This window comes from Streptomyces sp. NPDC000151, assembly GCF_040301705.1.
In the GTDB taxonomy this organism is placed as follows: domain Bacteria; phylum Actinomycetota; class Actinomycetes; order Streptomycetales; family Streptomycetaceae; genus Streptomyces.
In genome coordinates this window covers 1-24,189 of sequence record NZ_JBEPFC010000022.1, presented here as the reverse complement: position 1 = coordinate 24,189, position 24,189 = coordinate 1, and the positions used below count along the sequence as shown (strand labels likewise).

Genomic DNA, 24,189 nt, shown 5'->3' with positions numbered 1-24,189 from the left:
CACGAGGCGCACGGCCGGACAACGAAGATCACCATACTCGCACGGGAGTGCGCGGCAACTCCGCAAGGACATCGCAACGCCGAAGGGCGACCACCCGCATGGGTGATCGCCCTTGGCACGGGACCCGGTACTCGCCCGGGGCCCGGAGGTGTTCAGTCAGCGACTGACAGAGGTCACTTGACCTCGACGGAGGCGCCGGCGCCCTTGAGGGCCTCAGCGGCCTTCTCAGCGGCGTCCTTGGCGACCTTCTCGAGGACCGGCTTCGGGGTGCCGTCCACGAGGTCCTTGGCCTCCTTCAGACCCAGGGAGGTCAGCTCACGCACGACCTTGATGACCTGGATCTTCTTGTCGCCCGCACCGGTGAGGATGACGTCGAACTCGTCCTGCTCCTCAGCGGCCTCGGCGGCCGGGGCGCCCGGGGCACCGGCGGCGGCAACGGCGACCGGGGCGGCAGCCTCGACGTCGAACTTCTCCTCGAAGGCCTTCACGAACTCGGAGAGCTCGATGAGGGTCATCTCCTCGAACTGCGCGAGCAGGTCTTCCTGGCTGAGCTTCGCCATGGTGGCGGTCCTTCCACTAATTCGGCTGGTGCCGGATGTACATGTCGGCGGGCGTACGTTGGGCCCGCTTTCGACCGTCGCCTCAGGCGGCGGTCAATGTGCGAGCCGAATTACTCGGCACCGCCCTGCTCGGCCTTGCTGCGAAGCGCGTCCGCGGTGCGGGCGAACTTCGTGAGGGGGGCCTGGAAGGTCGCCGCGGCCTTGGCCATGGACGCCTTCATGCCACCCGCCAGCTTGGCGAGCAGAACCTCGCGGGACTCGAGGTCCGCAAGCTTCTTGATGTCGTCGGCGGACAGCGCCTTCCCTTCGAAGACACCGCCCTTGATGACGAGGTTCTGGTTCTCCTTGGCGAAGTCACGAAGACCCTTCGCCGCCTCGACCGGGTCACCGGTCACGAAGGCGACGGCCGTCGAGCCCACGAGGTGCTCGTCCAGCACGGAGATCCCGGCCTCCTGGGCCGCGATCTTGGTCAGCGTGTTCTTCACCACACGGTACTGAGCGTTGTCACCGAGCGAACGACGCAGATTCTTGATCTGCGCGACAGTAAGTCCGGTGTACGCGGTGACGACAGCGGCGTTGGAGTTACGGAACTTGTCCGTGATCTCCTCGACAGCTGCGACCTTGTCGGGACTTGCCATGAGCCTCGGCCTCCTTCCGGGTGATGAGGACCGCGCAGAAGGGGCTGGGCAAAACAAACGCCCCGGCGCAGGCGCACGGGGCGTGACTCGACCGGGCACGGAATCCGTTCCGGGAGTTCATCCTCATTCACACCTGCGCAGGCCGTCCGCAGCTAGCGGATCCTTCGGCCACCGCACACCCGGACGGGCGTACAGAGACAACCAGCGGTCTTTGGCTTCCTGGTTAAGGTACGCGAACGGCCGAGGCCATGGCAAATCCGGCCCAACCCCGCTGTGGGAGCCAGCCACGATGCGCCCTCAGGCGCCCCGCCAAGGCCCGTACAGCGCCGCGCAGCCCGCCTCACGGCCGTACGCAAAAAGGCCGGGCCCCGCACCGAAAGTCGATGCGAGGCCCGGCCTCACGCGTACGCGCGAGCCGTCAGGCTCAGACCGCGGCCGGGTCCTCCTCGACGAGGAGGTTGCGGGTGCGGTTGGCGTCCAGCGGGACACCGGGGCCCATCGTGGTGGTGATGGTGGCCTTCTTGATGTACCGGCCCTTGGCGGCGGACGGCTTGAGGCGGTTGATCTCCTCGAGCGCCGCGGCGTAGTTCTCCACCAGCTTGGTGTCGTCGAAGGACACCTTGCCGATGATGAAGTGGAGGTTCGCGTGCTTGTCCACGCGGAACTCGATCTTGCCGCCCTTGATGTCGGTGACAGCCTTGGCGACATCCGGGGTGACGGTGCCGGTCTTCGGGTTCGGCATCAGACCACGGGGACCGAGCACGCGGCCGAGGCGGCCGACCTTGCCCATGAGGTCCGGCGTGGCGACGACGGCGTCGAAGTCCAGGCGGCCCTTGGAGACCTCGTCGATCAGCTCGTCCGCGCCGACGATGTCGGCGCCGGCGGCTTCCGCGGCCGCAGCACGGTCGCCGGTCGCGAAGACCAGGACCCGGGCGGTCTTACCGGTGCCGTGCGGGAGGTTCACGGTGCCACGGACCATCTGGTCGGCCTTGCGCGGGTCGACACCCAGACGCATGGCAACCTCGACGGTCGCGTCGAACTTGGCCGAGGAGGTGTCCTTGGCGAGACGGACGGCCTCGAGCGGGGCGTACACACGCTCCCGGTCGATCTTCGCGTCCGCGTTGCGAAGAGTCTTGCTGCGCTTCACTGCTGCTCCTGAATGCAGTTACGCCATGCGGCTCGTGCCGCCTGGCAGGTGGAGTCGTGGTCCGGGCCAGCGCCTGGCCCTGCCACGTTGGTGCGACGAGGCTCGATCAGCCTTCGACCGTGATGCCCATGGAACGGGCGGTGCCGGCGATGATCTTCGACGCGGCGTCCAGGTCGTTGGCGTTCAGGTCGGGCATCTTGGTGGTGGCGATCTCGCGGACCTGGTCGGCCGTGATCTTGGCGACCTTGGTCTTGTGCGGCTCGCCGGAGCCCTTCTCCACGCCCGCGGCCTTCAGGATCATCTTGGAGGCCGGCGGGGTCTTCGTGATGAAGGTGAAGGAACGGTCCTCGTAGACCGTGATCTCCACCGGGATGACCCAACCGCGCTGCGACTCGGTCGCGGCGTTGTAGGCCTTGCAGAACTCCATGATGTTGACGCCGTGCTGACCCAGCGCGGGGCCGACCGGCGGAGCCGGGTTAGCGGCACCGGCCTGGATCTGGAGCTTGATGAGCCCCGTGACCTTCTTCTTCTTGGGAGGCATTGCTCTCTCCGGGTCCTAGTGAGAGTTTCCAGCCGACCATCCGGTCATCCGGATGGAGGCATACCGCACAACGATAACGGGTATAGAGGTGCGGCCTAAAACCGAGCAGGTCAGGCGGCCCCTGAGGGCCTGCCTGACCTGTTCGGAAGCGGTTGCTCCAGGGTGTCCTGACGAGGTCAGTTCTTCTGGATCTGGTCGAAGCTCAGCTCGACCGGGGTCTCGCGGCCGAAGATCTCGACGAGGCCCTTGACCTTCTTCGAGTCGGCGTTGATCTCGTTGATCGTGGCCTGCAGCGTGGCGAACGGACCGTCGGTGACGGTGACCGAGTCGCCCACCTCGAAGTCCAGTACCTGGACCTCCATCTTGCGCTGCGGCGCCGGCTTGCCCTCGGCCTCGGCGGCCTCCTTGGCGGCCTTCTCCTCGGCCTCCGGGGCGAGCATCTTGACGATCTCGTCCAGCGTGAGCGGGTACGGGTCGTAGGCGTTGCCCACGAAGCCGGTGACGCCCGGGGTGTTGCGCACAACGCCCCAGGACTCGTTCGTCAGGTCCATGCGCACGAGCACGTAGCCCGGGAGCTTGTTCTGACGGACGTTCTTCCGCTCGCCGTTCTTGATCTGGACGATCTCTTCCTCGGGCACCTCGGCCTGGTAGATGAAGTCCTCGACGTTGAGCGAGACGGCGCGCTGCTCCAGGTTGGCCTTCACGCGCTTCTCGTAGCCCGCGTACGTGTGGATGACGTACCACTCGCCGGGCAGGCCGCGCAGCTCCTCACGCAGCGCCGCGATCGGGTCCACCGGCTCCGCCTCGGCCGCTTCCTCGGCGACCTCGTCGGTGGCCTCGGCCTCGTCGGCTTCCTCGGCGGACTCGGTGCGCACCGCGGCTTCCTCGGCGGCCTCACCGGCGGCAGCGTCCTCGGCGTCGAGCTCGTCGACGACGTCGGCGCCCTCGACGATCTGCTGCGCGTCCTGGTCCTCGGTCGACGCCGTGTCGCCCTCGACCTCGGCCGTAGCCGCCGCGTCGACGTCGGCAGCCGCCGCCGCGACGGGCTCGGCGGGCTCGTTCAGGTTCGGGTCAGACACTGTGGCTGCTTCTTCCTGGCTTCAAGGGGTTGAACATGCGAACGGGCGCCCGCTTCAGGCGCCCATCGCGGGATCAGGCGAAGACGTAATCGACGACTTCCTTGATTCCCAAGTCAATCACGGTTACGAGACCGATGACGATGACTACGAAGACGATCACCACGGTGGTGTACGTCGAAAGCTGGTTCCGCGTCGGCCAGACGACCTTACGGAGCTCCGCGATGATCTGGCGGTAGAACAGTGCGAGCCGGGCGAGGGGGCCCTTCTTGCCGCGCTTACCTCCGCGGCGGGGCTTCTTCTTCGACTCGGTCGCGTCGTCATCGGAACGGCCACGCTCAGGCATGTCGATGGAGCCCAGGGCGTCCGTCACTCGTCCTCACCTGAATCCGGGTCGTGGCCGTGCCGCGCCCGGTAGAGCCCGCACGGCGGTGCATTGCCTTACGTACGCGTGCACGCACCCTGGTGAATCAAGTGCGTGTAGCAGGGCCGGAGGGACTTGAACCCCCAACCGCTGGTTTTGGAGACCAGTGCTCTACCAATTGAGCTACGACCCTTTGTGGTTTCCCCAACCTACAGCATGTGACCGGTGCACTGTGTGCGCGGCCACCGACGACCCGTCGGGGAGCCAACGGTGGTCGAGTGTACGTGCTCCGCGGCCGGGCGTCGAACGGAAACCCCCGGGCCGACCGCGCCAAACCGCCGTGCCGGGCGCCCGGGCGGTCTGCGACGATGCAGGTATGAGCGCTGCTACTCCTCCCGCACAGTCCCCTACCGAGCGTCGTGTGTCGGCCCGCGTCGGCGCGATCTCCGAGTCCGCCACGCTGGCCGTGGACGCCAAGGCGAAGGCCCTCAAGGCCGCCGGGCGCCCGGTGATCGGCTTCGGCGCCGGTGAGCCCGACTTCCCGACGCCCGGCTACATCGTCGAGGCCGCCGTCGAGGCCTGCCGCAACCCCAAGTTCCACCGCTACACGCCGGCCGGCGGCCTGCCCGAGCTCAAGGCCGCGATCGCCGCGAAGACGCTGCGCGACTCCGGCTACGAGGTCGAGGCCGCCAACATCCTGGTGACCAACGGTGGCAAGCAGGCCATCTACGAGGCGTTCGCGGCGATCCTCGACCCGGGCGACGAGGTCATCGTCCCGGCCCCGTACTGGACCACCTACCCCGAGTCGATCCAGCTCGCGGGCGGCGTCCCGGTCCCGGTCGTGGCCGACGAGACCACCGGCTACCGGGTCAGCGTGGAGCAGCTGGAGGCGGCCCGCACGGAGAACACCAAGGTGGTGCTCTTCGTCTCGCCGTCCAACCCGACCGGCGCGGTCTACAGCCGCGAGCAGGTCGAGGCGGTCGGCCGCTGGGCCGCCGAGCACGGCCTGTGGGTCATGACGGACGAGATCTACGAGCACCTCGTCTACGGCGACGCCGAGTTCAGCTCGCTGCCGGTCGTCGTGCCCGAGCTGCGCGACAAGTGCATCGTCGTCAACGGCGTGGCCAAGACGTACGCCATGACGGGCTGGCGGGTGGGCTGGGTGATCGGCCCGAAGGACGTGATCAAGGCCGCGGCGAACCTCCAGTCGCACGCCACGTCGAACGTCGCCAACGTCTCCCAGGCCGCCGCCATCGCGGCCGTCTCCGGCGACCTGAAGGCCGTCGACGAGATGAAGGTCGCCTTCGACCGCCGCCGCCGGAAGATCGTCCAGATGCTCAACGAGATCGAGGGCGTCGTCTGCCCCGAGCCCGAGGGCGCGTTCTACGCGTACCCCTCGGTCAAGGGTCTGCTCGGCAAGGAGATCCGCGGCAAGCGGCCGCAGACCAGCGTCGAGCTGGCCGAGGTCATCCTGGAGGAGGCCGAGGTCGCGGTCGTCCCGGGCGAGGCCTTCGGCACCCCGGGCTACCTGCGTCTTTCGTACGCACTGGGCGACGAGGACCTCGTCGAGGGCGTGTCGCGCATCCAGAAGCTGCTGGCCGAGGCGAAGTAAGGCACGCGGAGCGGCGGGTTTCGGATCAGTCCGAAACCCGCCGTTCGCATGTTCACACAATCCTTCGTTCGAGGCTGGGCCTACCGGATCGGCGGTCGCGTGCGGCAAGATCCTGGAATGGTGCGTGTCCGAGATCTCCGTCTGCTGCCCAAGGCCCATCTCCATCTGCACTTCACCGGGTCCATGCGGTCACCGACCCTGCTGGAGCTCGCCGAGAAGTACGGCGTCCACCTGCCGGAGGCGCTCAGCAGCGGCGAGCCGCCGAGGCTCCGGGCGACCGACGAGCGGGGCTGGTTCCGCTTCCAGCGGCTGTACGACATCGCGCGGTCCTGCCTGAGATCACCCGAGGACATCCAGCGGCTGGTGCGCGAGACGGCCGAGGAGGACGTCCGCGACGGCTCCCGCTGGCTGGAGATCCAGGTCGACCCCACCTCGTACGCGCCCCGGCTGGGCGGGCTGATCCCGGCTATGGAGATCATTCTCGACGCGGTGGCGACCGCCTCCCGCGAGACCGGTCTCGGAATGCGCGTCCTGGTCGCCGCGAACCGCATGAAACACCCCCTGGACGCCCGCACACTGGCCCGGCTGGCCGTGCGCTACGCCGACCACGGGGTGGTGGGTTTCGGCCTCTCCAACGACGAACGGCGCGGTTTCGCGCGCGACTTCGACCGGGCGTTCGCGATCGCCCGGGACGGCGGGCTGCTGGCCGCGCCGCACGGCGGCGAGCTGTCGGGCCCCGCCAGCGTCCGGGACTGCCTGGACGACCTGCACGCGGGCCGGGTGGGGCACGGCGTACGGGCGGCGGAGGACCCGTACCTGGTGAAGCGGCTCGCGGACTCCGGGGTGACCTGCGAGGTCTGCCCGGCCTCGAACGTGGCGCTGGGTGTGTACGAGAAGCCCGAGGACGTGCCCCTGCGGGCGCTGTTCGACGCCGGGGTGCCGATGGCGCTCGGCGCCGACGACCCGCTGCTCTTCGGGGCCCGGCTGGCCGCGCAGTACGAGATCGCCCGCGAGCACCACGACTTCTCGGACGCCGAACTGGCCGAGCTGGCCCGGCAGTCGGTACGCGGCTCGCGCGCGCCCCTGGAGGAGCGGCGGCGCATGCTGGCGGACATCGACGCATGGCTGGCCGACTGAGGCGCCGCGCGTCCTCCGTACTCCGCACTCGGTACTCCGTAGCCCTCAGCCGATGCCTGTGAGGACCGTCCGGGCCGCCTCCGCGGCGAAGTCACCCGTGGATTCCGCCGCCGTGCCTTCCGAGAAGGCGGTGAAGAAGGCGCGCTGGAAGCAGGCGCCGAGCAGCAGCGCGGCGGCGGCCTCGGGGTCGGCGTCGGCGCGGATACGCCCGCGGTCGCGCTCCCGGCGCAGGTAGCGGGCGAGCTGGTCGCGCGGCTCGTGCGGCCCCGTGCCGAGCTCCGCCAGGCCCTCCCGGTGCCTCCGCAGCAGCGCGGGCTCGGCGAAGAGCGAGCCGGCGATCGGCAGCGTCTGCGCGTAGAGGTCCATGGCCCGGCGGGCGACGGCGGTCAGGCACTCCTCGACGGTGCGCTCCCCCGGGTCGGCGGTGAGCTCCTCCAGGAGCGGGCCGACGCCCGGCAGCCGCTCCTTCAGTACCCGTACGAAGATCTCTTCCTTGTTCGCGAAGTGCTTGTAGAGCGCCGCCTCGGAGCAGCCGGCGGCGCGCGCGATCTCCTTGGTGGTGGTGCGCGCGAGGCCGGTCGTGCGCAGCAGTTCATGGGCGGCGTCGAGGATCCTGGCGGGCGTTGACTTCTGGGTGGGCATTCACTCACCCTAAGGGTGAGTGAATACTTACCCACCTCAGGAGGTGCGGACATCATGACGCTGAAGCTCACGGTCTTCGGGGCGACCGGTGGCATCGGTCAGGAGATCGTCAGGCAGGGGCTGGCGGCGGGTCACGAGGTGACGGCCGTGGTCCGCGACCCGGCACGGCTGACGGTCTCGGGGGCGGGCTTGGAGGTGTTCAGGGCGAACCTCGCGGACCCCGAGACGCTGCGCCCGGCGGTGGCGGGGCGGGACGTGGTCTTCTCCGGGCTGGGCGCGCGCTCCCGTAAGGACGCGGGGACCGCCACCCGGGTGACCGTTCCCGTACTGCGCGCCCTGGAAGCGGCGGACGTACGGCGGCTCCTCGTGGTGAGCGCTGCGCCGGTCGGCCCCGTCCCCGAGGGCGAGCCGCGTCTCGACCGCGCCCTACGGGCGGTGATCGGCGCGCTCCTGAAGGACATCTACACCGACCTCACCGCCATGGAGGCCGAGCTGGCCCGCTCCGCGACGGACTGGACGGCCGTACGCCCGCCGAAGCTGACCGACGGACCGCTGACCGGCACGTACCGCACGGCCGTCGGCGGGACCCCGCGCAGCGGCCGTACGATCTCGCGCGCCGACGTGGCGCACGCGATGCTCGCGATGGCCGGCGACCCGGCGACGGTGAAGCAGGGCGTGGGCGTGGCCTACTAGGGCGCGGGCGTGGCCTACGGGGCCGCGCGAAGGCCGCCTCTCGGGCGCCGCGCGCCTCAGAGGCCGACGCCCACCATCACCGGCTCGTTCACCAGCGTCACCCCGAAGGCCGCGCGCACTCCGTCGCGCACCTCACGGGCCAGCGCGAGCAGGTCCTCCGTCGTCGCCGCGCCCCGGTTGGTGAGCGCGAGCGTGTGCTTGGTGGAGATGCGCGCCGGGCCTTCGCCGTACCCCTTGGTGAAGCCGGCCTTGTCGATCACCCAGGCGGCGGACGTCTTCGTACGCCCGTCCCCAGTGGGGAAGGCGGGCGGCATGACATCGGCGCCGAGCCGCTCGTGCACCCGGTCGACGAACTCCCGGTACTCCTCGGCCGTGAGGACCGGGTTGGTGAAGAAGGACCCCGCCGACCAGGTGTCGTGGTCCTCCGGGTCCAGGACCATGCCCTTGCCGGCGCGCAGCTTGAGCACCGTCTCGCGGGCGGTCGCGGCGGGCACCCGGTCGCCTGCCTCGACGCCCAGCACGCGGGCCGTCTCGGGGTACTTGATGGGCGCGGACAGGCCGCCCGCGTCCTCCAGGGCGAAGCGGACGCGCAGCACGACGTACCGGTCGGGGTGCTCCTTGAAGCGGCTGTGCCGGTACGAGAAGTCGCACTCGGCGTTCGTCAGCGTCACCGTTTCGTCCGCCTGGCGATCGAAGGCGATCACTTCGGTGATGGTGGCCGACACTTCCTGGCCGTACGCACCCACGTTCTGGATCGGCGTGGCGCCCGCGGAGCCGGGGATGCCGGCCAGGCACTCGACGCCCGCCAGGCCCGCCTCGACCGTACGGGCCACGGCCTCGGACCAGTTCTCACCGGCGGCCAGGGTCAGCGCCGTGCCGTCCAGGTCGAAGCCGCGGGTCGCGATGCGCAGCGCGGTGCCCTCGAAGCCCTTGTCGCCGATGACGAGGTTGCTGCCGCCGCCGATGATCAGCAGCGGGGTGCCGCTCGCGTCGGCCGCACGGACGGCGGCGATCACCTCGTCGTCGGTCGTGGCCGTGACGAGCCGCGCGGCCGTCCCGCCGAGCCGAAAGGTGGTCAGAGGGGCAAGGGGAGCATCCTGAAGTACCTGCACCCCTCAAGAGTACGGGCGCACACCCCGGCCGCTGTGGGCAGTCGTTCCGCTGGGGCGGAACGGGTGGGCACAGCGGAACCCCGACGGCGGGACGCCGCTACCACCCACCCGCACCACAGACGACGTCAGGCGAGCCGCACCACGGCCCGCGACATCCCCAGCACCTTCTGCCCCGCGCTCATCGCCGTCAGGTCGACCCGCACCGTCCGCGCGTCATCGTCCAGCTTCGCCGCGACCTTGCCCGACACCTCGATCACCGCGCCCTGGTCATCGTTCGGCACGACCACCGGCTTGGTGAAGCGCACGCCGTACTCGGCCACCGCGGCCGGGTCACCGGCCCAGTCCGTCACCACGCGGGCCGCCTCGGCCATGGTGAACATGCCGTGCGCGATGACGTCCGGGAGGCCCACCTCCTTGGCGAACTTCTCGTTCCAGTGGATCGGGTTGAAGTCGCCGGAGGCGCCCGCGTACTGGACAAGAGTGGCGCGTGTCACGGGGAACGACTGTGCGGGCAGCTCCGTGCCGACCTCGACGTCGTCGTAAGAGATCTTCGCGGTCATCGCTGTCAGGCCTCCTCATCGGCGGCGCGGGCCACCAGCTTGGTGAGCGCGGTCACCACGTGCTCACCGGCCTCGTCGTGCACCTCGCCCCGGATGTCGAGGACGTCGTTGCCCGCGAGGGACTTGATCGACTCGATGGTGGAGGTGACGGTCAGCCGGTCGCCGGCGCGCACCGGACGGGTGTAGGCGAACTTCTGGTCGCCGTGCACCACCCGGCTGTAGTCCAGACCCAGCTGCGGGTCCTGGACCACCTGCCCCGCGGCCTTGAAGGTGATCGCGAAGACGAAGGTCGGCGGGGCGATCACATCGGGATGGCCGAGGGCCTTGGCGGCTTCGGTGTCCGTGTACGCCGGGTTCGCGTCACCGATCGCCTCGGCGAATTCCCGGATCTTCTCGCGGCCCACTTCATACGGGTCGGTGGGCGGGTACGTCCGTCCGACAAAGGACTGGTCGAGCGCCATGGCTCGCAACCTCCAGGGGTGTCACGCGGGCTCCAACGCTACGAGGCCGCCCCCTAATGTGGGGGCGGCCTCGTAGTAACTGCTTATCTGAGCAGTGCCTTTGTTGTTATCGCGTCTCGCGGTGCGCGGTGTGCGAGTTGCAACGGGGGCAGTGCTTCTTCATCTCAAGACGGTCCGGGTCATTACGCCGGTTCTTCTTGGTGATGTAGTTCCGCTCCTTGCACTCCACGCAGGCCAGCGTGATCTTCGGGCGGACGTCGGTGGCAGCCACGTGAGTGCTCCTTGGACGAACAAGTTTGGACGGATTAACGCATGAATAGTAGCCGATCGGAGGACCGACCCCACAATCGGCTACTGTGTGTAGCGGTGACCGGACTTGAACCGGTGACACAGCGATTATGAGCCGCTTGCTCTACCGACTGAGCTACACCGCTGTGATGCGAGTGGGACTCACCCGAAGGTGAGTACCTCACACACCAGAGCCCCAATACGGAATCGAACCGTAGACCTTCTCCTTACCATGGAGACGCTCTGCCGACTGAGCTATTGGGGCGAGCGATGAAGACATTACACGGCCGACAGCCAAACGTGAAATCCGTATCGGCCCGTCGCCACAACTGCCTCGTACACCACACCGGTACGACTATTCCGCGCCTGCTCGAAGGCGCCCGTACCGCGCCCTAGGCTCGGACCACGCTGCGTGATCTTGCACCCCCTAGGAGCGCGATGGCCGACAGCAGTCAGCAGCCGAAGCCGGGGAAGCCGCACGGGTCCGGCCGGTCCGAGCGGCCCGACGCGGGCTCCCTGGTGCTGTGCGGCGCCCGGCTGGCCGACGGCCGGACGGTGGACGTACGGCTCGGCGGCGGGCGCATCGAGGCGGTCGGCACGACCGGCAGCCTCGACACCCAGGGGCCCCGTATCGACCTGCACGGCTACCTGCTGCTGCCGGCCCCCGCCGAACCGCACGCGCACTGCGACACGGCGCTGACCGCCGACTGCGGCGGGCCCGCCTCCGACGACCCGGACGACGTGCAGCGCCGCACCACGGAGTCGGCGCTGCTGCACCTCGGGCACGGGGCGACCGCGCTGCGGACGCACGTACGGATCGGGGACGTCTCCGGGCTGCGCTCCCTGGGGGCCGTACTGCAGGCCCGGCGGACCCTGCACGGGCTCGCCGACCTCACCGCGGTGGCCGTGCCGCGGCTGCTGACCGGCGCGGCGGGCGCGGACGCGCGGGCGATGCTGCGGGACGCCGTGAAGATGGGCGCCACGGTGCTCGGCGGCTGCCCCGACCTGGACCCCGACCCTGCGGGCTATGCGGAGACGGTCCTGGACCTGGCCGCCGAGTTCGGCTGCGCGGTCGACCTGCATACGGACGGGGACGACCCGGCCCGGCTGGGCCGGCTGGCGGCGATGGCCGGCGGGCTGCGGCCCGGCGTGGCCATCGGACCGTGCGCGGGGCTGGCCCGGATGCCGTGGCGGGTGGCCGCGCGCGCAGCGGAGCAGCTGGCGGCGGCCGGGGTCACGGTCGTCTGCCTGCCGCAGGGCGACTGTGCGGGCCTGGAACGGCCGTCCTCGCAGGTGACGGGCCCGGCGCCGGTGCGGCTGCTGCGGGCGGCCGGGGTGCGCGTCACGGCGGGCAGCGGCGCGCTCCGGGACGCGGCGAACCCGGTCGGCCGGGCCGATCCGCTGGAGGCCGCCTACCTGCTGGCGGCGCGCGGCGAGGCGAGCCCGGAGGGCGCGTACGACGCGGTGAGCGCGGCGGCGCGGGAGACGCTCGGCCTCCCGGAGGTCCGCGTGGAGGCGGGCTTCCCCGCCGAGCTGCTGGCCGTGCGCGGCGACGGCATCGCGGCCGCGCTGTCCCTGGCGTACAGCCGGATCGTGGTCCACCGGGGGCGGGTGGTGGCCCGTACGAGCGCGGTCCGCGAGTACTGCGACTCGGAGGCGACGGTGGCGCTGGAACTGCCGCGGCAGTCGCAACGCTGAGAGCGGGCGCGGGCTTTCGGACATCCGCGCGGGCGCGGGCTTTTCGGACGCGCTCCGCGTACGCGCTGTGCGCCGGATGGCGTGGAACGCCCTCACCCGGCGGCGTGTGCGGGGCTTCGGCGCCCGGCCCGCGGCGCGCGGGCGTACGGTCGGGATCATGCGCATTGTCATCGCAGGAGGACATGGTCAGATCGCGCTGCGGCTGGAGCGGCTGCTCCACGCGCGCGGGGACGACGTCGCGGGCATCGTCCGGCGGCCCGAGCAGGCCGGGGCTCTCCTGGCCGCCGGCGCCGAACCGGTCGTGTGCGACCTGGAGACGGCCACGGTCGGGGAGGTCGCACGGCATCTGGAGGGCGCGGACGCCGCGGTCTTCGCCGCGGGCGCGGGCCCGGGCAGCGGCGCCGAACGCAAGGAGACCGTCGACCGGGGCGCCGCCACGCTGTTCGCCGACGCCGCCGAGGCCGCGGGCGTACGGCGGTTCCTGGTGATCTCCTCCATGGGAGCGGACCGCGAGCCGCCCGAGGGCACGGACCCGGTGTTCGCCGCCTATCTGCGCGCCAAGGGCGCGGCGGACGCGGACGTACGGGACAGGGCGGGCCTGGACTGGACGATCCTGCGCCCGGGGCGGCTGACGGACGACGCGGGCACGGAGCGGGTGCGGCTGGAGGAGTCGACCGGCCGGGGCGACGTCACCCGGGACGACGTGGCGGCGGTACTGGTGGCCCTGCTGGACGAGCCGAAGACGGCCGGCCGGACACTGGAGCTGATCGGCGGCGACGTACCGGTCGAGGACGCGGTACGGAACGCGGCGAGCGGCTGAGCCCGCGAGCAACCGCCCAGCAAACACGCAAAGGCCCCCACTTCCGTGGGGGCCTTTCGCTCTCCTGTGGCGGCGCCAGGATTCGAACCTGGGAAGGCTGAGCCGGCAGATTTACAGTCTGCTCCCTTTGGCCGCTCGGGCACACCGCCTGGGATCGCTGCCGGGAATCCCGCCTGGGCGGTGCTCCGTGGCAACGACGTAAACCATACCCGATGGCAGGGGGTGGTCCGCCACTCGGTTCCGCGCACCCCGATCACGGCCGGGCCGCTGCCCGGGTGGCTAGGCTTGCGGGGCGGTCCCGGACGGGCCGCGTCCCTGACTGATCTACGTACGAGGAGCCAACTCAACATGGCCGACTCCAGTTTCGACATCGTCTCGAAGGTCGAGCGGCAGGAGGTCGACAACGCCCTCAACCAGGCCGCCAAGGAGATCTCGCAGCGGTACGACTTCAAGGGCGTCGACGCCTCGATCGCCTGGTCCGGCGAGAAGATCGAGATGCGCGCCAACGCCGAGGAGCGCGTGAAGGCCGTCCTCGACATCTTCCAGTCCAAGCTGGTCAAGCGCGGGATCTCGCTGAAGGCGCTGGACGCGGGCGAGCCCCAGGCCTCCGGCAAGGAGTACAAGATCTTCGCGTCGCTCGAGGAGGGCATCTCCCAGGAGAACGCGAAGAAGGTCGCCAAGATCATCCGCGATGAGGGCCCCAAGGGCGTCAAGGCGCAGGTGCAGGGCGACGAGCTGCGCGTGTCCTCCAAGAGCCGCGACGACCTGCAGGCCGTCCAGCAGCTCCTGAAGGGCAAGGACCTGGACTTCGCCCTCCAGTTCGTGAACTACCGGTAGGCGCTGCGCCTACGGGGCGACGGACACACCGGACGGGGCGGCACGCGCACGGCGCGCCGCCCCGTCGGCGTATCCGCGTACGGAAGGACGCCGTCTCAGCGGGCGCTTCAGTGGCGCTTCAGTGGCGCTTCAGCGGCGCCTCAGCGGGCCGCGAAGGGCTGGTCCGTACGGACGATCTCGCGGCCCAGCGGCAGCAGCGACACCGGGATCAGCTTGAAGTTCGCGATCCCGAAGGGGATGCCGATGATCGTGACGCACAGGGCGATGCCCGTGACGATGTGCCCGAGCGCCAGCCACCAGCCCGCGAGCACCAGCCAGATGCCGTTGCCCAGGCAGGACGCGGCGCCCGCTTCGCGCCGCTCGACCGTGGTGTAGCCGAACGGCCAGAGGGCGTACATGCCGATCCTGAAGGACGCTATGCCCCAGGGGATCGTGACGATCAGGATGCACATGATCACGCCGGCCAGGGCGTAGCCGAGGAACAGCCAGAAGCCGGACAGGACGAGCCAGATGATGTTCAGGATGGTCTTCACGGTGTGTACCCTGCCAGTTCCTCCAGGCGGCTGATGCGCTCCCGCATCGGCGGATGGGTCGAGAAGAGCTTGGAGAGGCCATCGCCGGCCCGGAACGGGTTCGCGATCATCATGTGGCTCGCCGTCTCCAGGCGCGGCTCCGGCGGCAGCGGGAGCTGCTGCGTGCCGTACTCCAGCTTCCGCAGGGCCGAGGCGAGGGCCAGCGGGTCGCCCGTGAGCCGGGCGCCGGAGGCATCCGCCTCGTACTCCCGGGAGCGGCTGACGGCGAGCTGGATGAGGGACGCGGCGAGCGGTCCGAGGATCATGATCAGCAACATGCCGAACAGCCCGGGGCCCTCGTCGTCGTCCGATCTGCCGATGGGGATCAGCCAGGCGAAGTTCACCAGGAACATCACCACGGAGGCGAGCGCGCCCGCGACGGAGGAGATCAGGATGTCGCGGTTGTAGACATGGCTGAGCTCGTGCCCGATCACGCCGCGCAGCTCGCGCTCGTCCAGCAGCTGGAGGATGCCCTCCGTGCAGCAGACCGCGGCGTTGCGCGGATTGCGGCCGGTCGCGAAGGCGTTCGGGGCCTGGGTCGGTGAGATGTACAGACGGGGCATGGGCTGGCGCGCTGCCGTGGAGAGCTCGCGGACCATGCGGTAGAGCTGGGGCGCCTGGAACTCGCTGACGGGGCGCGCCCGCATGGCGCGCAGGGCGAGCTTGTCGCTGTTCCAGTACGCGTACGCGTTGGTGCCCAGCGCCACGAGAACCGCGACGACCAGGCCAGTACGGCCGAACAGGCTGCCGATGACGATGATGAGCGCGGACAGTCCCCCGAGGAGAACTGCGGTCCTGAGCCCGTTGTGCCGGCGGTGCACGGTACGCCCTCCAGGTCGTGCGGCAGGGGAACCCTTTGCGATTACGTGTCCACTTTTCAGTGGACCCTCCGTTTCTGGTCAACGCCAGACGGCGGAGCGTGGTTCCCTCGGCCCCTGGAGGGGGGCGTTGGTCCGTTCGGGTGGGGCTGTTCCGGGGCTGCTAGAGCAGCGCGCCCGAGGCGAAGCGCAGGACGAGCTGCGGGGCGCCGGAGAGCGCGATGCCGACGAGCGCGGAGAGGCCGACCGCGGTGGCGAGCGGGGCCGGGATGCGCGGCCGGGTGGCGGGCCGGGCCTCGCCCTCGGGGGCGGTCTCCGGTGCGCGGAAGAGGACCGCCGTCCACTGCAGGTAGTAGTAGAGCGCGATCACGACGTTGACGGCCATCACGACGGCCAGCCAGGCCAGGCCCGCGTCCACGGCCGCGGAGAAGACCGTGACCTTGGCGAACAGCCCGATGATGCCCGGCGGCAGGCCGGCCAGGCACAGCAGGAAGAAGCCGAGGGCGAGCGCGTACACGGGGTGCGCGGCGTAGAGGCCCCGGTAGTCGGCGATGCGGTTCCCCGGGTGCGTGCGGGCCACGAGGGCGGCCACCGCGAAGGCCCCGAGGTTCACCGCCGCGTACATGAGGGCGTACGCCACCGTGGACCCGATGGCGTGTGCGGCGTCGTCGGCGTACGCGGCGGACGCGATCGGCACCAGGAGGTACCCGGCCTGGCCGACGGAGGACCAGGCCAGCAGGCGTACGGCGCTGTGCGCGCGGTCGGGGCGCTGGCGCAGCGCGGCGACGTTGCCGACCGTCATGGTGAGCGCGGCCAGTACGGCGAGGACCGGGCCCCAGACGTCGCTGTACGAGGGGAACGCCTTGACGGTGACGACGATCAGGCCGGAGAAGCCGACCGCCTTGCCGACCACGGAGAGGTACGCGGCCACCGGGAGCGGCGCGCCAACGTAGGTGTCGGGCACCCAGAAGTGGAACGGCGCGGCGGCCGTCTTGAAGGCGAAGCCCACGAGGGTGAGCGCGACGCCGGCCTTGGCCAGCACATCGAGCTGCGGGTCCGGGTGGGTGAGGGCCTCGGCCACCTGGGCGAGGTGCAGGCTGCCGGTGGCTGCGTACACGAAGCTGACGCCGAGCAGCATCACGGCGGTCGCGGTGACCGAGGACAGGAAGAACTTCAGCGCCGCCTCGGAGGAGAGCCGGTCGCCGCGCCTGATGCCCACGAGGGCGAACGCGGGCAGCGAGGCCACTTCGAGGGCGATGACCAGCGTGGCGAGGTCCCGGGAGGCCGGCAGCAGGGCGGCACCGGCCGCCGAGGACAGCAGCAGGAACCAGAACTCCCCGCCGGGCAGCTTCTCGTCCTTGACCGGGTTGACCGACAGCAGGGCGGTGAGCAGCGCGCCGCCGAGGACCAGCAGTTGGACGACGATCGCGAAGTGGTCGGCCTCGTAGCTGCACACCTCGGGGTGCGCGGTGAGGCAGAAGGTGGTGCGGTCGCCCTTCAGAAGCGGCAGCAGCGACAGGCCGGCCAGCACCAGGCCCACGACGCCGATCCATCCGAGGAGCGGCTTGCGGCGCTCGGAGAGGAAGAGATCGGCGACGAGGACGATCAGGGCGAAGACGGCGGCGAGGGTGGGCGGGGCGACGGCGAGCCAGTCCACGGACTGGACGAGGCTCGTGACGCCGCCCGCCGCGTGCGTGGCGGTCCCGCCGGCCGCTGCGCTCCCGGCGCTCGCTGCGAGGACAGTCATCATCAGCTACCGCCTCCGAGGAGGTTCTGCACGGCCGGGTCGGTGAGGCCCAGCAGGGCCGCGGGCCAGAGGCCGGCGAGGACGGTGAGGGCGGCCAGCGGGGTCCAGGCCACGTACTCGTAGGGGGCGATGTCGGGGAGGGCGGGGGCCTTCTCCTTGACCGCGGTGGGGGCCGTGGCGACGGTGGTCGCGGCGGCCGGGCCGGGGGTGACCCCGGCGGTCGAGCCCTCGCCCGAGGTGGCGGCCAGCGCGTCCTGCTCGGCGGTCTCCTTGCTGCCCATGCAGACCCGGCGGACGACGACGAGGAGGTACGCGGCGGTCAGCAGGGTGCCCAGGCCGGCCAGCGCCATGAAGGTCAGGAAGGCGGGGCGGCTGAGGCCGTCGGCGGGCTTGAAGGCGCCGAACATCGCGAGCATCTCGCCCCAGAAGCCGGCCAGGCCTGGCAGGCCGAGCGAGGCGATCGCCCCGAAGGCGAGCAGGCCGCCGAAGCGGGGCGCGCGGCCGTAGAGCGCGGCGCCGGTCCGGCCGGCGAGCCGGTCCAGGTCGGTGGTCCCGTACCGGTCCTTGAGCGCGCCGACCATGAAGAAGAGCAGGCCGGTGATGAGGCCGTGGGCGATGTTGGCGAAGAGCGCGCCGTTGACGCCGGTGGGCGTCATGGACGCGATGCCGAGCAGCACGAAGCCCATGTGGCCGACCGAGCTGTACGCGATCAGGCGCTTGAGGTCTCCCTTGGCGCCGCGGCGGGCCAGCGCGAGGCAGGCGAGCGAGCCGTAGATGATCCCGACCGCGGCGAAGGCGGCGAGGTACGGCGCGAAGGTGTGCATGCCGTCCGGCGCGATGGGCAGCGCGATGCGCACGAAACCGTACGTGCCCATCTTCAGCAGTACGCCGGCGAGCAGGACCGAGCCGACGGTGGGGGCCGCGGTGTGGGCGTCGGGCAGCCAGCTGTGCAGCGGCCACATCGGCGCCTTGACCGCCAGTCCGATGCCGATCGCGAGCACGGCCACGAGCTGAACCGTGTGGCTGAGCTGGGATTTCGGGCCGTTGTCAGTGGCGAGTGCCACCATGTCGAAGGTGCCGGATTTCAGGCCGATGAGGAGGAGGCCCAGCAGCATCACGACGGAGCCGAGCAGCGTGTAGAGGATGAACTTCCAGGCCGCGTACTGCCTGTTCGCGCCGCCCCAGCGGTTGATCAGGAAGTACATCGGGATGAGGACCATCTCGAAGGCGAGGAAGAAGAGCATCAGGTCGAGGACGGCGAAGCTGGCGAGGGTGCCGGACTCGAGCACGAGGATCAGCGCGACGAATGCCTTGGGAGACGGGCCCGCCGGCATTTTGAAGTAGCTGTAGAGCGCGCAGAGGAACGTCAGCAGCGCGGTCAGGACGACGAGGGGGAGCGAGATGCCGTCGATGCCGAGGTGGATACGGATGCCGAGCGCCGGGATCCAGCTGATATCGGTCTGAGCCTGCATCCGGGCGGGGTGGCCGTGGTCGAAGCCGGCCGTGAGCGCGAGGGACGCGGCAAGGACGACGCCGGTGACGGTCACGCCGTGGCGGAGCACGGCCTGGTCCGGGTTGCGGCCCTTCAGGCCGGGCGGGGCCGGGAGCAGCGCCGCGAGCGCGCCGATCAGCGGGAGGACGACGACGCCCGCGAGGAGGATCTGCAGGGCGTGGTGGCTCATGGTCAGGCCCTCCTCAGGGTGTTGGCTCCGGCGAGCCCGGACAGCGGCTGGGGGTACGGGGGTCGTCCCCCGGAAGATTGCGGCATGGTCAGGCTCCCGTGCCCGTAGCGACGAGGACGGCGGCGACGGCCAGCACGAGTGAGCCCGCGAGCAGCGCCCCGAGGTAGGTCTGCACGTTGCCGGTCTGTGCCCGGCGGACGGCCGAGCCCAGCCAGCGTGCGCCGGTGCCCGCGCCGTGCACGTAGGTGTCGACGACCTCGCGGTCGAGGAAGCGGACGAGCCGGGCGGCGGCGCGTACGGGCCGGACGAAGAGCGCGGTGTACACGGCGTCCAGGTGGAAGCCGCAGGTCGCCGGGGCGTGCAGCGGGCCGAGGAGGAGGCGCCCGGGGTCGGCAGGGTCCGGCGCTCCGGCGTTGTCCCCGTAGGCCGCGGCGTGGCTGGCGATGGCCTCTTCCTCGGAGACCGCCGGGGCGGCTTCCGGGTCGACCGCGACGGCGCCGAGGGGGCTGCGGGCTGCGACGGCGTTCGTATGCCGCCAGGCGCCGTACATGATCAGCGCGCCGGCCAGCGCGAGGCCGGTGCCGAGGACGGAGGTGACCAGGGTCGGCGTCAGCGCGTTGCCGTCGAACCAGTCCGGGAGGACGGGCGCGGCGATGCCGAACGCGGCGGTGGGGATGAAGAGCACCCACAGCACGGCGTTCATGGCGAACGGCTGCTTGCCGTGGTCGGGGGCCTCCTGCGGGCCGCGGCCGAAGAAGGCGAGCAGCCACAGGCGGGTCGCGTAGGCGGCCGTGAGGAGGGCGGTGAGCAGGCCGGCGATCAGGACGGTCCAGCCGGCGGCGGACGGCACGGAGCCGAGGTGGCCGTGTGCCCCGCCGAGCGCGAGATGTGCCTCGCCGACGGCGGCGTGCTCGGCGGCGCCGAGGACGGCTTCCTTGGAGAAGAAGCCGGCGAACGGCGGGATGGCGGCGAGCGCGAGGAGCGCGACCGTCACCGTCCAGAAGGCGTCGGGGATGCGCTTGGACAGGCCGCGCATCCGCGACATGGCGGCGAGCGAGTTGGTGCCGGCGGCGTGGATGATCACGCCGGCGCCGAGGAAGAGGAGCGCCTTGAAGGCGCCGTGCGAGAGGAGGTGGAAGACGGCCGCACTGCGGTCACCGACGGCCAGCGCGCCGGTCATGTAGCCGAGCTGGCCGACCGTGGAGTACGCCAGTACCCGCTTGATGTCGTCCTGGGCGAGCGCGGCGAGCGCCGAGCCGACCATGGTCACGGCGGCCATCACGGCGAGTACGACCAGCGCCGCGGCGGAGGCCGCGAAGACCGGGAGGAGCCGGGCAATGAAGTAGACACCGGCCGCGACCATCGTGGCGGCGTGGATCAGCGCGGAGACCGGCGTCGGGCCGGCCATCGCGTCGGGCAGCCATGTGTGCAGCGGGAACTGCGCGGACTTGCCCGCCACACCGGCGAGCAGCAGCAGCGCGATCAGCGTCGGGTGGTGCAGGTCGCCGCTGGTGACGGCGTTCAGTACGCCGGTGATGCGGAAGGTGCCGGCGTCCGCGGCGAGCGCGAAGAGACCGAACAGGAAGGGGACGTCGCCGAGCTTGGTGACCAGGAAGGCCTTGAGGGAGGCGGACCGGGCGGCCTCGGTCTCCCAGTAGTGGCCGACGAGGAAGTACGAGCAGATGCCCATGATCTCCCAGCCGACCAGCAGCACCATCAGGTCGCCGGAGTAGACGACGAGCAGCATCGCGGAGGTGAAGAGGGAGACCAGCGCGGCGTACGAGGCGTAGCGCGGGTCGTCGCGCAGGTAGCCGGTGGAGTAGAGCTGCACGCACGTGGCGACGGTGCCGACGAGGACCGCCACCAGGGCGGCGAAGCCGTCGATGTGCAGGGCCAGTTCGATGGGGACCGAGCCGGTCGGGGTCAGCTGCGTCGCGGCGTCGACCGCCGCTCCCCCGCCCTGCCGTGCGGCCACGACGACGGCCAGCACGGCCGCGGCGAGGGTCGGCAGGACGGAGAGCGGCCGTACGAGGCCGGGCGCGCGGCGGCCGAAGAAGAGGCCGAAGGCGGCGCCGAGGAACGGCAGGAGGGGGACGAGGACGGCGGTGGTCGTGGTCGTCACGCGGCGGCCTCCGCCTGCTGGTCGGACTGCGGTCGAGCGTGCTCGTCCGTACCGTCTCCGGGGCGCTCGGCGAGGTCGGTGAGCTTGTCGACGTCGGAGCTGCCGCGGTTGCGGTAGACGAGCAGGACGATCGCGAGGCCGATGCCGATCTCGGCGGCGGCGACGGCGATCGTGAAGAGGGTGAGCGCCTGGCCGGCGTGCAGGGCGTCGCGCAGCCAGACGTCGAAGGCGACGAGGTTGAGGTTGACCGCGTTGAGCATCAGCTCGACGGACATCAGGACCAGGATCGCGTTGCGCCGGGCGAGGACGCCGTAGAGGCCGACGCAGAAGAGGAGGACGGCGAGGACGGCGGGGTAGGCGAGATGCATCAGCGCTGTCCCTCTCGGCGTGCGGGGGCCGCGGCGCGGCCGGTCTCCTGGGTGCCCTCCCCGTTCCTGCGGGACAGCACGATCGCGCCGACCAGCGCCGCCAGCAGCAGTACGGACAGCGCCTCGAAGGGCAGCACCCAGTGCTGGAAGAGGCTGCGCCCGGAGACCTCGGTGGAGCCCTGGGCGGCGCCGTCCAGGTCGATCCAGGACGCGCGGAAGGCGTCGACGACGACCCAGACGAGGGCCGCGGCGGAGGCCACGGCCACCAGGAGCGCGGCCCAGCGGTTGCCCGAGTCGGCGTCCGGCGAGCGGCCGATGGGCGCCTTGGTCAGCATCAGTCCGAAGAGGAGGAGGACGACCACGGAACCGACATAGATGAGCACCTGCACCCAGGCGATGAACTCCGCGGTGAGCAGGAGGTACTCCACGGCGATTCCGCCGAGGGCGACCACCAGCCACAGCGCGGCGTGCACCAGCTGCTTGGTGGTGACGGTGACCACGGCCGCGCCGAGGGTGACCAGGCCGACGAGGAGAAACGCGATCTCCACGCCGCTGGTCGTCAGGAAGCCGTGGCTGGCGGCGGCGAGCGTCACGCTTCCTCCCCTGCGTCCCGACCGGACTCCCCGGGCTCCCCGGACTCCCCGGATGCGGCCCGGCGCGCCTCTTCGGCCTCCTTGGCCTGCTGGGCCGCCAGCTTGTCGGCGGCCTTCTGCGCGGCGGCGATCTCCTTGGGCTGCTCCGCCGCCGGGTCGAGCGGGGGCGGCTCCGGCACCGTCCACATCCACTCGCGCAGCTTGTCGCGCTCGTGGGTCAGCTCGTGGATGTCGGTCTCGGCGTACTCGAACTCCGGCGACCAGAAGAGGGCGTCGAACGGACACACCTCGATGCAGATCCCGCAGTACATGCACAGCGAGAAGTCGATGGCGAAGCGGTCGAGCACGTTACGGCTGCGCTCGCGGCCTCCGGGTGCCGCCGGCGGCACCGTCTCCTTGTGGGAGTCGATGTAGATGCACCAGTCCGGGCACTCGCGGGCACACAGCATGCAGACCGTGCAGTTCTCCTCGAACAGTCCGATGACGCCGCGGGTGCGGGACGGCAGCTCGGGCTGGACGTCCGGGTACTGCTCGGTGACCGTGCGCTTCGTCATGGTCCGGAGCGTGACGGCCAGGCCCTTGGCGAGGCCGGAACCGGGGATGCCCATTTAGGAGATCACCACCTTGATGACGCCGGTGAGGGCGATCTGGGCGAGGGCGAGCGGGATGAGGCAGGTCCAGGCGAGCTTCTGCAGCTGGTCCTCGCGCAGCCGCGGGTAGCTGACCCGCAGCCAGATGACGCCGAAGGCCAGTACGACGGTCTTCAGGAGCATCCAGAGCCAGCCCAGCCCGTCCGCGCCGAACGGACCGTGCCAGCCGCCCAGGAAGAGGACGGCGGTCAGCGCGCAGAGGACGACGATGCCGGCGTACTCGGCCAGCAGGAAGAGCGCGAAGCGCAGCCCCGTGTACTCGGTGTACGCGCCGAAGATGATCTCCGAGTCGGCCACCGGCATGTCGAACGGCGGGCGCTGCAGCTCCGCGAGCCCGGCCGTGAAGAACACCAGCCCGCCGACGATCTGCCACGGCACCCACCACCAGTGGAAGGCGTCGAGGATGCCGGGCAGCGAGAGCGTGCCGGCGGCCATCGCGACGGACGCGGCGGCGAGCAGCATCGGCAGCTCGTACGCCAGCAGCTGCGCGGCCGTACGGAGGCCACCGAGCAGGGAGAACTTGTTCGCCGAGGCCCAGCCGGCCATCAGGGAGCCGAGGACGCCGACGCCCATCACCGCGAGCACGAAGAAGACGCCCGCGTCGAGCGCCTGGCCGACCGCGTTGCCCGGGCCGACCGGGATGGCGATCAGGACGAGCAGGTACGGCAGCAGGGCGACGGCCGGCGCGAGCTGGAAGATCCGCCGGTCGGCACCCGCCGGGACGATGTCCTCCTTCTGCGCGAACTTCACGCCGTCGGCGACCAGCTGCGCCCAGCCGTGGAAGCCGCCCGCGTACATCGGGCCGAGGCGGCCCTGCATGTGCGCCATGACCTTGTGCTCGGTCTGGCCGATGACGAGCGGGAAGACCAGGAAGATCACGAAGACGGCGAGGACGCGGAGGACGATCGCGAGCGTGTCACTCATGCGGGGCCGCCTCCTGTCTCGTCGTCGGTGCGGTCGGTGCCGCGGGGACGTGCGGTGTCGTCGGTACGTGCCGTGTCGTCGGCCGGTGCGTCCTTACGGGCGCCGCCCTCGGCCTTCGGGGCGGGCTCGGAGGGCTCGGCCTTCGGGGTCTCGCCCTCGGGTGACGGCTTGTCCCCGGAGGACGGCTCGCCCTCCGATGACGGCTCGCCTTCGAACGCGGGACGCGCATGGTGCCACGGTGCGTCCGAAGAGCGCGGAGCGGTCCGGGGGGCGGACGCCGCGGTGTCCGGTGCCGTCGGCCCCGTCGTACGGGCCGGGTCCGCGGCCGCCTCCTTGGCGGCCTCGGCGGCCTTCGGGGCCTCCGTGTCCTTCGGCGGTTCGACGCCCTTGGAGTCGGGCGTCTCGGCGGCCGCGGCGGCCTGCTGGCTCGCCGACCCGGCGCTCACGCTCCGCGTCCGGCGGGCCGGCCGCTCCCCGGCGGCACCCGCAGCTGCCTCCCGGCCCGCGCCGGCCGCCCGGCCGGCCCC

At 71.0% G+C, this 24,189-nt stretch carries 26 protein-coding genes, 4 tRNA genes and 1 pseudogene; 6 read left to right on the top strand and 25 right to left on the bottom strand.

The features are described from left to right. Window positions 1–173: 173 nt before the first annotated feature. From rplL to ABT381_RS09930, 7 genes are all read right to left on the bottom strand, one after another. Entirely contained in the window at window positions 174–560 is a 387-nt protein-coding gene (rplL, locus tag ABT381_RS09960) for a 50S ribosomal protein L7/L12 (RefSeq protein WP_351590501.1), read from the bottom strand. Between the two features lie 110 nt (window positions 561–670). Further along, window positions 671–1,198 carry a 50S ribosomal protein L10 gene (gene rplJ, locus ABT381_RS09955; RefSeq protein WP_351590498.1) on the bottom strand — a complete coding sequence of 176 codons (528 nt, stop codon included), beginning with the start codon at window positions 1,196–1,198 and terminating at the stop codon, window positions 671–673. 424 nt (window positions 1,199–1,622) lie between these two features. Beyond that, the gene (gene rplA, locus ABT381_RS09950; protein ID WP_351590495.1) at window positions 1,623–2,345 is read right to left on the bottom strand and encodes a 50S ribosomal protein L1; all 723 of its coding nucleotides are present in this window, start codon (window positions 2,343–2,345) and stop codon (window positions 1,623–1,625) included. A 106-nt stretch (window positions 2,346–2,451) separates the two neighbouring features. After that, a complete protein-coding gene (gene rplK / locus ABT381_RS09945; protein WP_030262765.1) occupies window positions 2,452–2,886 on the bottom strand; it encodes a 50S ribosomal protein L11 in 435 nt (144 codons plus the stop codon). A gap of 176 nt (window positions 2,887–3,062) precedes the next feature. Next, on the bottom strand, window positions 3,063–3,965 hold the full coding sequence (nusG, locus tag ABT381_RS09940) for a transcription termination/antitermination protein NusG (RefSeq protein ID WP_351590491.1): 903 nt from the start codon (window positions 3,963–3,965) through the stop codon (window positions 3,063–3,065). Window positions 3,966–4,038: 73 nt separating this feature from the next. Further along, window positions 4,039–4,335, bottom strand: a complete 297-nt coding sequence (secE, locus tag ABT381_RS09935) for a preprotein translocase subunit SecE (protein ID WP_030619976.1) — start codon at window positions 4,333–4,335, stop codon at window positions 4,039–4,041. A 111-nt stretch (window positions 4,336–4,446) separates the two neighbouring features. Further along, window positions 4,447–4,519, bottom strand: a tRNA-Trp gene (locus ABT381_RS09930). A gap of 183 nt (window positions 4,520–4,702) precedes the next feature. Here ABT381_RS09930 and ABT381_RS09925 point away from each other — a divergent pair. Next, the gene (locus ABT381_RS09925; RefSeq protein ID WP_351590487.1) at window positions 4,703–5,938 is read left to right on the top strand and encodes a pyridoxal phosphate-dependent aminotransferase; all 1,236 of its coding nucleotides are present in this window, start codon (window positions 4,703–4,705) and stop codon (window positions 5,936–5,938) included. Window positions 5,939–6,055: 117 nt separating this feature from the next. Then, on the top strand, window positions 6,056–7,075 hold the full coding sequence (locus ABT381_RS09920; RefSeq protein WP_351590484.1) for an adenosine deaminase: 1,020 nt from the start codon (window positions 6,056–6,058) through the stop codon (window positions 7,073–7,075). A 45-nt stretch (window positions 7,076–7,120) separates the two neighbouring features. On the opposite strand, the gene ABT381_RS09915 is transcribed toward ABT381_RS09920, so the two are convergent. Beyond that, on the bottom strand, window positions 7,121–7,717 hold the full coding sequence (locus ABT381_RS09915) for a TetR/AcrR family transcriptional regulator (RefSeq protein WP_351590481.1): 597 nt from the start codon (window positions 7,715–7,717) through the stop codon (window positions 7,121–7,123). A 60-nt stretch (window positions 7,718–7,777) separates the two neighbouring features. Here ABT381_RS09915 and ABT381_RS09910 point away from each other — a divergent pair, with 60 nt between their 5' ends. Next, entirely contained in the window at window positions 7,778–8,410 is a 633-nt protein-coding gene (locus tag ABT381_RS09910) for an NAD(P)-dependent oxidoreductase (protein WP_351590626.1), read from the top strand. 56 nt (window positions 8,411–8,466) lie between these two features. On the opposite strand, the gene ABT381_RS09905 is transcribed toward ABT381_RS09910, so the two are convergent. The 6 genes from ABT381_RS09905 to ABT381_RS09880 form a co-directional block, all read right to left on the bottom strand. After that, complete coding sequence (locus tag ABT381_RS09905; protein ID WP_351590479.1) at window positions 8,467–9,522, bottom strand: UDP-N-acetylmuramate dehydrogenase; 1,056 nt, start codon at window positions 9,520–9,522, stop codon at window positions 8,467–8,469. Between the two features lie 125 nt (window positions 9,523–9,647). Beyond that, on the bottom strand, window positions 9,648–10,082 hold the full coding sequence (locus ABT381_RS09900; RefSeq protein WP_351590477.1) for a MaoC family dehydratase: 435 nt from the start codon (window positions 10,080–10,082) through the stop codon (window positions 9,648–9,650). 5 nt (window positions 10,083–10,087) lie between these two features. After that, a complete protein-coding gene (locus tag ABT381_RS09895) occupies window positions 10,088–10,543 on the bottom strand; it encodes an FAS1-like dehydratase domain-containing protein (protein ID WP_351590474.1) in 456 nt (151 codons plus the stop codon). A 106-nt stretch (window positions 10,544–10,649) separates the two neighbouring features. Then, on the bottom strand, window positions 10,650–10,814 hold the full coding sequence (gene rpmG, locus ABT381_RS09890) for a 50S ribosomal protein L33 (RefSeq protein WP_006604855.1): 165 nt from the start codon (window positions 10,812–10,814) through the stop codon (window positions 10,650–10,652). Between the two features lie 90 nt (window positions 10,815–10,904). Next, a tRNA-Met gene (locus ABT381_RS09885) sits at window positions 10,905–10,977 on the bottom strand. Between the two features lie 46 nt (window positions 10,978–11,023). Next, window positions 11,024–11,096 (bottom strand) — tRNA-Thr (locus tag ABT381_RS09880). A gap of 173 nt (window positions 11,097–11,269) precedes the next feature. Here ABT381_RS09880 and ABT381_RS09875 point away from each other — a divergent pair. Both ABT381_RS09875 and ABT381_RS09870 read left to right on the top strand, forming a co-directional pair. Further along, on the top strand, window positions 11,270–12,529 hold the full coding sequence (locus ABT381_RS09875; protein WP_351590471.1) for an amidohydrolase family protein: 1,260 nt from the start codon (window positions 11,270–11,272) through the stop codon (window positions 12,527–12,529). A gap of 157 nt (window positions 12,530–12,686) precedes the next feature. Next, window positions 12,687–13,349, top strand: a complete 663-nt coding sequence (locus tag ABT381_RS09870; protein WP_351590468.1) for an NAD(P)H-binding protein — start codon at window positions 12,687–12,689, stop codon at window positions 13,347–13,349. A gap of 67 nt (window positions 13,350–13,416) precedes the next feature. Here the strand turns inward: ABT381_RS09870 and ABT381_RS09865 are convergent. Further along, a tRNA-Tyr gene (locus ABT381_RS09865) sits at window positions 13,417–13,498 on the bottom strand. A 199-nt stretch (window positions 13,499–13,697) separates the two neighbouring features. Here ABT381_RS09865 and ABT381_RS09860 point away from each other — a divergent pair. Then, window positions 13,698–14,186 carry a YajQ family cyclic di-GMP-binding protein gene (locus ABT381_RS09860; protein WP_351590465.1) on the top strand — a complete coding sequence of 163 codons (489 nt, stop codon included), beginning with the start codon at window positions 13,698–13,700 and terminating at the stop codon, window positions 14,184–14,186. A gap of 140 nt (window positions 14,187–14,326) precedes the next feature. On the opposite strand, the gene ABT381_RS09855 is transcribed toward ABT381_RS09860, so the two are convergent. The 10 genes and pseudogenes from ABT381_RS09855 to ABT381_RS09810 all read right to left on the bottom strand — a co-directional run. Next, window positions 14,327–14,719: a YccF domain-containing protein gene (locus ABT381_RS09855; RefSeq protein ID WP_351590462.1), complete on the bottom strand. Its 393-nt coding sequence runs from the start codon at window positions 14,717–14,719 to the stop codon at window positions 14,327–14,329. After that, entirely contained in the window at window positions 14,716–15,579 is an 864-nt protein-coding gene (gene htpX, locus ABT381_RS09850) for a zinc metalloprotease HtpX (RefSeq protein ID WP_351590460.1), read from the bottom strand. The genes ABT381_RS09855 and htpX overlap by 4 nt, the downstream gene beginning before the upstream one ends. 160 nt (window positions 15,580–15,739) lie before the next feature. After that, window positions 15,740–17,323 carry an NADH-quinone oxidoreductase subunit N gene (locus tag ABT381_RS09845; protein ID WP_351590457.1) on the bottom strand — a complete coding sequence of 528 codons (1,584 nt, stop codon included), beginning with the start codon at window positions 17,321–17,323 and terminating at the stop codon, window positions 15,740–15,742. 2 nt (window positions 17,324–17,325) lie between these two features. Beyond that, complete coding sequence (locus ABT381_RS09840) at window positions 17,326–19,005, bottom strand: complex I subunit 4 family protein (RefSeq protein WP_351590454.1); 1,680 nt, start codon at window positions 19,003–19,005, stop codon at window positions 17,326–17,328. An 88-nt stretch (window positions 19,006–19,093) separates the two neighbouring features. Continuing rightward, entirely contained in the window at window positions 19,094–21,127 is a 2,034-nt protein-coding gene (locus ABT381_RS09835; protein WP_351590451.1) for an NADH-quinone oxidoreductase subunit 5 family protein, read from the bottom strand. After that, entirely contained in the window at window positions 21,124–21,495 is a 372-nt protein-coding gene (nuoK, locus tag ABT381_RS09830) for an NADH-quinone oxidoreductase subunit NuoK (RefSeq protein ID WP_351590448.1), read from the bottom strand. The genes ABT381_RS09835 and nuoK overlap by 4 nt, the downstream gene beginning before the upstream one ends. Further along, window positions 21,495–22,088 (bottom strand): NADH-quinone oxidoreductase subunit J family protein, encoded by a 594-nt coding sequence (locus ABT381_RS09825; RefSeq protein ID WP_351590445.1) that lies wholly within the window; start codon window positions 22,086–22,088, stop codon window positions 21,495–21,497. The genes nuoK and ABT381_RS09825 overlap by 1 nt, the downstream gene beginning before the upstream one ends. Next, on the bottom strand, window positions 22,085–22,696 hold the full coding sequence (locus ABT381_RS09820) for a NuoI/complex I 23 kDa subunit family protein (protein WP_351590443.1): 612 nt from the start codon (window positions 22,694–22,696) through the stop codon (window positions 22,085–22,087). Before ABT381_RS09820 ends, ABT381_RS09825 begins: the two co-directional genes overlap by 4 nt. After that, the gene (locus tag ABT381_RS09815; protein ID WP_031050874.1) at window positions 22,697–23,662 is read right to left on the bottom strand and encodes a complex I subunit 1/NuoH family protein; all 966 of its coding nucleotides are present in this window, start codon (window positions 23,660–23,662) and stop codon (window positions 22,697–22,699) included. After that, window positions 23,659–24,189 (bottom strand): annotated as a pseudogene (locus tag ABT381_RS09810) (NADH-quinone oxidoreductase subunit C); the annotation flags it as partial. The gene ABT381_RS09815 and the pseudogene ABT381_RS09810, both read right to left, overlap by 4 nt.

What these genes read in the sequence shown, in the direction of transcription:
- ABT381_RS09920 (WP_351590484.1), top strand. Translation starts at nt 6,056, where the DNA reads ATGGTGCGTGTCCGAGATCTCCGTCTGCTGCCCAAGGCCCATCTCCAT.
- ABT381_RS09900 (WP_351590477.1), bottom strand. Translation starts at nt 10,082, where the DNA reads ATGACCGCGAAGATCTCTTACGACGACGTCGAGGTCGGCACGGAGCTG.
- ABT381_RS09845 (WP_351590457.1), bottom strand. Translation starts at nt 17,323, where the DNA reads ATGACTGTCCTCGCAGCGAGCGCCGGGAGCGCAGCGGCCGGCGGGACC.
- ABT381_RS09895 (WP_351590474.1), bottom strand. Translation starts at nt 10,543, where the DNA reads ATGGCGCTCGACCAGTCCTTTGTCGGACGGACGTACCCGCCCACCGAC.
- ABT381_RS09840 (WP_351590454.1), bottom strand. Translation starts at nt 19,005, where the DNA reads ATGAGCCACCACGCCCTGCAGATCCTCCTCGCGGGCGTCGTCGTCCTC.
- ABT381_RS09875 (WP_351590471.1), top strand. Translation starts at nt 11,270, where the DNA reads ATGGCCGACAGCAGTCAGCAGCCGAAGCCGGGGAAGCCGCACGGGTCC.
- ABT381_RS09820 (WP_351590443.1), bottom strand. Translation starts at nt 22,696, where the DNA reads ATGGGCATCCCCGGTTCCGGCCTCGCCAAGGGCCTGGCCGTCACGCTC.
- ABT381_RS09925 (WP_351590487.1), top strand. Translation starts at nt 4,703, where the DNA reads ATGAGCGCTGCTACTCCTCCCGCACAGTCCCCTACCGAGCGTCGTGTG.
- rplL (WP_351590501.1), bottom strand. Translation starts at nt 560, where the DNA reads ATGGCGAAGCTCAGCCAGGAAGACCTGCTCGCGCAGTTCGAGGAGATG.
- ABT381_RS09860 (WP_351590465.1), top strand. Translation starts at nt 13,698, where the DNA reads ATGGCCGACTCCAGTTTCGACATCGTCTCGAAGGTCGAGCGGCAGGAG.
- rplK (WP_030262765.1), bottom strand. Translation starts at nt 2,886, where the DNA reads ATGCCTCCCAAGAAGAAGAAGGTCACGGGGCTCATCAAGCTCCAGATC.
- ABT381_RS09915 (WP_351590481.1), bottom strand. Translation starts at nt 7,717, where the DNA reads ATGCCCACCCAGAAGTCAACGCCCGCCAGGATCCTCGACGCCGCCCAT.
- nuoK (WP_351590448.1), bottom strand. Translation starts at nt 21,495, where the DNA reads ATGCATCTCGCCTACCCCGCCGTCCTCGCCGTCCTCCTCTTCTGCGTC.
- ABT381_RS09815 (WP_031050874.1), bottom strand. Translation starts at nt 23,662, where the DNA reads ATGAGTGACACGCTCGCGATCGTCCTCCGCGTCCTCGCCGTCTTCGTG.
- rplJ (WP_351590498.1), bottom strand. Translation starts at nt 1,198, where the DNA reads ATGGCAAGTCCCGACAAGGTCGCAGCTGTCGAGGAGATCACGGACAAG.
- ABT381_RS09870 (WP_351590468.1), top strand. Translation starts at nt 12,687, where the DNA reads ATGCGCATTGTCATCGCAGGAGGACATGGTCAGATCGCGCTGCGGCTG.